This window comes from Klebsiella sp. 1SOBk5mer (genome assembly GCF_046603115.1).
GTDB lineage: Bacteria > Pseudomonadota > Gammaproteobacteria > Enterobacterales > Enterobacteriaceae > Klebsiella > Klebsiella quasipneumoniae.
This window is the reverse complement of sequence record NZ_JBKIUU010000010.1, coordinates 126,443-133,031: the sequence shown is the minus strand read 5'-3', so window position 1 is coordinate 133,031 and position 6,589 is coordinate 126,443. Positions and strand designations below refer to the sequence as shown.

Annotated in this window: 7 protein-coding genes and 5 tRNA genes; all 12 read right to left on the bottom strand. The window is 56.1% G+C overall.

Going from position 1 to position 6,589, the window contains the following annotated elements; genetic code table 11:
- Positions 1-2: 2 nt before the first annotated feature.
- Positions 3-78: transfer RNA gene (locus tag ACLH1U_RS20615), tRNA-Lys, on the bottom strand.
- A 3-nt stretch (positions 79-81) separates the two neighbouring features.
- A tRNA-Val gene (locus tag ACLH1U_RS20610) sits at positions 82-157 on the bottom strand.
- A gap of 150 nt (positions 158-307) precedes the next feature.
- Positions 308-383 (bottom strand) — tRNA-Lys (locus tag ACLH1U_RS20605).
- 2 nt (positions 384-385) lie between these two features.
- Positions 386-461, bottom strand: a tRNA-Val gene (locus ACLH1U_RS20600).
- A 125-nt stretch (positions 462-586) separates the two neighbouring features.
- Positions 587-662, bottom strand: a tRNA-Lys gene (locus ACLH1U_RS20595).
- A gap of 161 nt (positions 663-823) precedes the next feature.
- Entirely contained in the window at positions 824-1,621 is a 798-nt protein-coding gene (gene cpoB, locus ACLH1U_RS20590; RefSeq protein ID WP_065804712.1) for a cell division protein CpoB, read from the bottom strand.
- 9 nt (positions 1,622-1,630) lie between these two features.
- The gene (gene pal / locus ACLH1U_RS20585; RefSeq protein WP_002895068.1) at positions 1,631-2,155 is read right to left on the bottom strand and encodes a peptidoglycan-associated lipoprotein Pal; all 525 of its coding nucleotides are present in this window, start codon (positions 2,153-2,155) and stop codon (positions 1,631-1,633) included.
- Between the two features lie 34 nt (positions 2,156-2,189).
- Positions 2,190-3,482, bottom strand: coding sequence for a Tol-Pal system beta propeller repeat protein TolB (tolB, locus tag ACLH1U_RS20580; RefSeq protein ID WP_121936244.1), 1,293 nt, complete (start codon positions 3,480-3,482; stop codon positions 2,190-2,192).
- 131 nt (positions 3,483-3,613) lie between these two features.
- Positions 3,614-4,954 (bottom strand): cell envelope integrity protein TolA, encoded by a 1,341-nt coding sequence (tolA, locus tag ACLH1U_RS20575; RefSeq protein ID WP_004885996.1) that lies wholly within the window; start codon positions 4,952-4,954, stop codon positions 3,614-3,616.
- A gap of 99 nt (positions 4,955-5,053) precedes the next feature.
- On the bottom strand, positions 5,054-5,482 hold the full coding sequence (tolR, locus tag ACLH1U_RS20570) for a colicin uptake protein TolR (RefSeq protein ID WP_002895061.1): 429 nt from the start codon (positions 5,480-5,482) through the stop codon (positions 5,054-5,056).
- A 3-nt stretch (positions 5,483-5,485) separates the two neighbouring features.
- On the bottom strand, positions 5,486-6,178 hold the full coding sequence (tolQ, locus tag ACLH1U_RS20565) for a Tol-Pal system protein TolQ (protein ID WP_004152221.1): 693 nt from the start codon (positions 6,176-6,178) through the stop codon (positions 5,486-5,488).
- Positions 6,175-6,579 carry a tol-pal system-associated acyl-CoA thioesterase gene (gene ybgC, locus ACLH1U_RS20560; RefSeq protein WP_002895056.1) on the bottom strand — a complete coding sequence of 135 codons (405 nt, stop codon included), beginning with the start codon at positions 6,577-6,579 and terminating at the stop codon, positions 6,175-6,177. Before ybgC ends, tolQ begins: the two co-directional genes overlap by 4 nt.
- Between the last annotated feature and the right edge of the window lie 10 nt (positions 6,580-6,589).

Genomic DNA, 6,589 nt, shown 5'->3' with positions numbered 1-6,589 from the left:
ATTGGTGGGTCGTGCAGGATTCGAACCTGCGACCAATTGATTAAAAGTCAACTGCTCTACCAACTGAGCTAACGACCCGAGTGGTGGGTGATGACGGGATCGAACCGCCGACCCCCTCCTTGTAAGGGAGGTGCTCTCCCAGCTGAGCTAATCACCCGAAACTGCGCTGGATACTGCTGATACTGCCTCCACCGACCCCATCATTAACATGGTGGGCCGTGCAGGATGACTCGCTTCGCTCGCCCTTCGGGCCGTTGCTGAAACAACGTTATCCTTCACGTTTAACACCGACGTGCGATGTTAAAGATGGTGGGTCGTGCAGGATTCGAACCTGCGACCAATTGATTAAAAGTCAACTGCTCTACCAACTGAGCTAACGACCCGGTGGTGGGTGATGACGGGATCGAACCGCCGACCCCCTCCTTGTAAGGGAGGTGCTCTCCCAGCTGAGCTAATCACCCGATACTACGCTGGATACTGCTAACTGGTGGGTCGTGCAGGATGACTCGGCTTCGCCTCGCCCTATGGGCCGTTGCTGTCGCAACGTTATCCTTCACGTTTTACTATCGCGTTCCACCAGAACGATTGGTGGGTCGTGCAGGATTCGAACCTGCGACCAATTGATTAAAAGTCAACTGCTCTACCAACTGAGCTAACGACCCACTCTGGCGTCGCTTTGGGCTTGTTTGATATCCCTTGGCAACGGCGGCATATATTACTGATTTCAGAATTCAGCGCAACTAAAATTTCGATAAAGATCACTTAACTGCTGGCGATTCAGGCGACAAGACCAGAAATAACGCGATTTCTGGTCATGCCGTAATCAACCAAGAGCATTAAGTCGTTTTTGCGCTTGTTTCGCACCGTCGGTGCCGGGGAATTTGCTGATCACCTGCTGGTAAACCGCTTTCGCTTTCGCGGTATCACCTTTGTCCTGCATGATCACGCCGACCTTAAACATGGCGTCCGGCGCTTTTGGCGATTTCGGGTAGTTCTTCACCACCGAGGCGAAGTAAAACGCCGCATCGTCTTTTTTCCCCTTATTGTAGTTCAACTGTCCGAGCCAATAGTTGGCGTTCGGCTGATAAGTTGAATCCGGGTACTTTTTAACGAAGTTCTGAAACGCCACCATGGCGTCATCCTGGCGTGAAGCATCCTTCACCAGGGCAATAGCCGCATTGTAATCGGTGTTCGCATCGCCGGTCATCGCCGGAGCGCCTGACGAGGCCGCTGGCGCTGCGCTGGCGGTAGCCGCGCTCTGATCGCCGGAAGACGACGACGCCTGGGCGCCAGCCGCCGCTGCGCCACCTCCGCTCGTCAGCCCGTCAATCTGCAGCAGAATCTGCTTCTGACGCTCAACGATCTGATTCAGCTGATACTGGTTCTCCTGGATCTGACCACGGAGAGAATCAATGTCAGTCTGGTTATCAGAGAGTTGTTGCTGGAGTTGGGTTAAAAGCTGGCTGTGAGCATTGGAAATACGCTCGAGTTGAGTGACACGGTCTTCGACCGAGCCTGAGCCGACACTACTGATTGGCGCCTGAGCAAAAGCGGCCCAGGGGGCCGCTATGCCAACCAGTAACGACAGACTCAATAAATGATGTCTGAAGTTACTGCTCATGCAATTCTCTTAGTAAACCAGTACGGCGCGACGGTTTTTGGCATATGCCGCTTCGTCATGACCCAGTACTGCTGGTTTTTCTTTACCGTAAGAAACGATGGAGATCTGATCGGCAGAAACACCTTTGCCCTGCAGATACATCTTAACGGCGTTAGCACGACGCTCACCCAGCGCGATGTTGTATTCCGGGGTACCGCGCTCATCCGCGTGACCTTCTACAGTCACTTTGTAGGACGGGTTGCTACGCAGGAAGTTAGCGTGCGCGTCCAGCATTGCAGCGAAGTCAGAACGGATATCGTACTTGTCCAGATCGAAGTAAACGATGTTGTTCTGCTGCAGCTGCTGCATCTGCAGACGAGCTTGCTCTTCAGAAGACATGTTGCCGCCGTTACCGTTAGCGTCCATACCAGTGCCGGCACCCAGCATGCCTTCACCGCTCTGGTCGTTGCTGGCGTTCTTGTTAGAAGAACATGCCGCGATTGCCATAACCGGCAGAGCGATCATCAGCCCTTTCAGCACTTTGTTCAGTTGCATTTCTTTGATTCCTTTAATAATCAATTATTTATTATCACAGATACGGCGACCAGGCAGGCGATTTTACCTGTCCATCAGTTGCCGGAAGACGCGCTTTGAAACGCCCATCTGTAGAAACCAGATTCAGCACGGATCCCATCCCCTGAGAAGAGCTGTAGATTACCATAGTGCCGTTAGGTGCCAGACTTGGCGTTTCGTCTAAAAACGTTGATGACAGAACCTGTACACCACCCGCTTCCAGATCTTGTTTGGCAATGTGCTGCTGGCCGCCGGCCGAGCTGACCATTACCATCGTTTTACCATCCGCACTCACGTCAGCGTCCTGGTTCTGCGAACCTTCCCAGGTGATACGCTGCGGCGTGCCGCCATTAATATTGACTTTATACACCTGCGGACGACCGGCCTGGTCAGAGGTAAAGGCCAGGTTCTGGCTGTCCGGGAACCAGCTTGGTTCGGTGTTGTTGCTGCGACCGTTGGTCACCTGACGAATCTGACCCGAGCCCAGATCCATCACGTACAGGTTCAGGCTACCGGTTTTCGACAGCGCGAAGGCCAGTTTAGAACCATCCGGCGAGAACGCCGGCGCGCCGTTGTGCTGCGGGAAGGAGGCAATCTGACGCACAGCGCCGTTCGCCAGGGTCTGCACCACCAGCGCAGAGCGACCGCTCTCGAAGGTGACGTAAGCCAGTTTTGAACCGTCCGGTGACCAGGCCGGGGACATCAGCGGCTGGGAGGAGCGGTGAACCACAAACTGGTTGTAGCCATCATAATCGGAAACGCGCAGCTCATACGGGAACTGACCACCATTGGTCTGCACCACGTAGGCGATACGAGTCCGGAAGGCGCCTTTAATACCGGTCAGCTTTTCAAATACCGCGTCGCTGGCAGTGTGCGCGGCATAGCGCAGGTACTGTTTAGTGACTTTGAAAGAGCCTTGCGCCAGCGTTGCGCCCGGCGCACCGCCGGTATCCACCAGCTGATACGCTACCTGGTAAGAACCATCCGGGTTTGACGTCACCTGGCCGACGACCACGGCATCAATACCCAGCGCAGACCAGGCAGCAGGCTGCACTTCCTGGGCACTGGTCGGCTGCTGCGGCAGACGCGAGCGATCCAGCGGGTTGAATTTACCGCTGTTGCGCAGGTCAGCCGCCACGATACCGCCAACATCTTCCGGCGCAGCGCCCTGGCCGGCCCACTGGAACGGTACCACGCCGATGGGGCGCGCCGAGTCCACCCCCTGGGTGATCTCGATACGTACTTCTGCGTGCAGCACCGCCGCCCACAGCATTAAAAAACCAAATGCTACTCGTAATGCCTGCTTCATCATATCTCCCTTATCCGGGCGAAAAGCCCACGATAATTTAGCAGAATGTTAACAAACTCAAATACACAAAACTACCAAAACCCATGACCGCCCTATTTTCTTTCCCCCCGCTGACGCGGGGGGAAAAGCGCTTAAGGTTTGAAGTCCAGTGGCGCATTTTTGAACGTTTCATAAACAGCCTGCGACGGCGGTTTAGGGAATTTGCTCATCCGACTGGTGGCCGCCAGCATTTGCTGGCAGAACGCCGGATCGCCGCCTTCCGATTTCACACTCAACAACGTTCCATCCTGAGCCAGGTTTACGCGCAACGTACATACTTTACCCTTGTACGTATCCCAGTCATAGAGATGTCCTTTAATCGCGGCCTGCACCTGCGAAATATAGCTGGCAATCTCCGCCTGAGACGCACCGCCCTGCCCCGGTTTACTTCCTTTAGCAGGTGAAGAGCCACCTGTGCTACCGCTGGTGCTACCTTTCGGCGCATTCTTACCTGAACTCAGATCGCCGAGCAGGTCGTCCACGCCGTCCGCTTCTTTCGCGGCAGCCGCTTTCTTCGCTGCCGCGGCTTTTGCTGCTGCCGCTTTGGCCGCTTTATCGGCCGCCGCCTTCTCAGCAGCAGCCGCTTTGGCTGCCGCGGCTTTTTCAGCTGCGGCGGCTTTCTCGGCGGCGGCCTTCTCCGCGGCCGCTTTTTGCGCGGCGGCCTTCTCAGCGGCTTTTTCGGCGGCTTTTTCTGCTGCCGCTTTTTCAGCCGCTGCCTGCTTAGCCGCTTCCTGCTGAGCCTTCTTCTCCGCTTCCTGTTGCGCTTTCTTCGCCGCTGCCGCTTCCGCTTTCTTCTGTGCCTCTGCCGCGGCTTTCGCCGCTTCGGCTTCCGCCTGTTTCTTCGCATCGGCAGCCGCTTTCGCGGCGGCGGCTTCGGCCTGTTTCTTCGCGTCAGCCGCCGCTTTCGCTGCCGCCAGTTCAGCCGCTTTCGCCTGGGCATCCGCCTTCGCTTTCGCCTCGGCGGCCGCTTTGGCCGCCGCTTCCTGCGCTTCTTTGGCCTGCGCATCCGCTTTAGCTTTCGCCGCCGCGGCAGCCTTGGCAGCGGCTTCCTCAGCCTGCTTCTGTTGTTCCTTCGCTTCTTTCGCCGCTTCCTGCGCCTGCAGCCGCTCCTGTTCGAGCTGTTTCAGCCGTTCCTGTTCCGCCGCCTGCTTCTCACGTAACTCTTCCGCCTGCTGCTGCGCCTGTTTTTCACGCTGTTCAGCGGCGCGACGTGCGCTGGCCTGCTGCTGTTGCTGACGGTTATAATTGTTTACCACCGCCCCCGGATCGACCATGACGGCATCAATCGACGATCCCCCGCCGCCGCCGGCAGAGGCATCCAGATGCTCGTCAAACGAACTCCATATCAGCAGCGCGATCAGTATGATGTGCAGCGCGACTGAAATGATGATCGCTCGTTTAAGCTTGTCGTTTTGTTCGGTTGCCTTTGACACTATCGGTTCCCAAAAACTGTTCGCCTGTACCCGCGATGCGCACCGACGGCGAGCGATACTCGCCGCCGAACGCCGTGCGGACGCACCTACCTGAAGCGATTAAATAGGTTTGGTCATCAAGCCGACCGATTTAACCCCTGCGCTATGCAACAGGTTCAGCGCTTTAATAATTTCATCGTAAGGGACGTCTTTCGCACCGCCGATCAGGAATACCGTTTTCTCATTGGCTTCAAGACGACGCTTCGCTTCGGCAATCACCTGCTCCGGCGGCAGCTGGGACAGCGTCTCCTGCCCCACTTTCACGCTGTACTGCCCTACCCCGGAGACTTCAACAATCACCGGCGGATCGTCATTGCTTTTCACCGCTTGCGATTCCGTGGCGTCCGGCAGATCGACTTCCACGCTCTGCGTAATGATCGGCGCCGTTGCCATAAAGATCAGCAACAGCACCAGCAGGACATCCAGCAGCGGAACGATGTTGATCTCGGACTTCAGTTCGCGACGTCCGCGTCCACGTGCTCTGGCCATGGCTTACCCCTTATTGCTTTCGCTGGTGGTAAAGGCCTGACGGTGCAGAATAGCGGTGAACTCTTCCATAAAGTTGTCGTAATTCAGTTCAAGCTTGTTCACCCGCTGGTTCAGGCGGTTGTACGCCATCACCGCCGGGATAGCGGCGAACAGACCGATCGCGGTGGCGATCAGCGCTTCGGCGATACCCGGCGCCACCATCTGCAGGGTGGCCTGCTTCACCGCGCCAAGGGCGATAAAGGCGTGCATGATCCCCCAGACGGTGCCGAACAGACCGATATACGGGCTGATGGAGCCTACGGTGCCGAGGAACGGAATATGGGTCTCCAGCGTTTCCAGCTCGCGGTTCATCGAAATACGCATCGCGCGCGATGCCCCTTCGACGATCGCCTCCGGCGCATGGCTGTTGGCCCGATGCAAGCGCGCAAACTCTTTGAAGCCGCTGTAGAAGATCTGCTCCGAACCGGTCAGATTATCGCGACGCCCCTGGCTCTCCTGATACAAACGGGACAGTTCAATCCCGGACCAGAATTTGTCCTCGAACGCTTCAGCTTCGCGCGCGGCCGAGTTAAGGATACGCGTTCTCTGAATAATGATAGCCCAGGAAGCGATAGAAAAACCAATCAAAATCAACATGATAAGTTTAACCAGAAGGCTCGCCTTCAGGAACAAATCAAGGATATTCATGTCAGTCACTGCTTAAACTCCGCGACAATAGACTTGGGAAGCGCACGTGGCTTCATTAAGAGTGGATCAACGCACACAATGAGAACCTCAGCTTCGTTTAACACTGTATTCTCGGCGTTGACGATTCGCTGCGTGAAAACCAAAGAGGTGCCGCGCATCGAGGTAATTTCCGTCTGGACTTCGAGCATGTCGTCGAGTCTGGCGGGGGCAAAATACTCCAGCGTCATTTTGCGAACCACGAAGGCAACGCGTTCAGCCAACAGAACCTGTTGACTAAAGTGATGGTGGCGCAGCATCTCTGTGCGTGCTCTTTCATAAAAAGCGACGTAACTGGCGTGGTAAACCACACCACCGGCGTCGGTATCTTCGTAGTAGACCCGAACCGGCCATCGAAACAGCGTTGTATTCACTTTACATCCC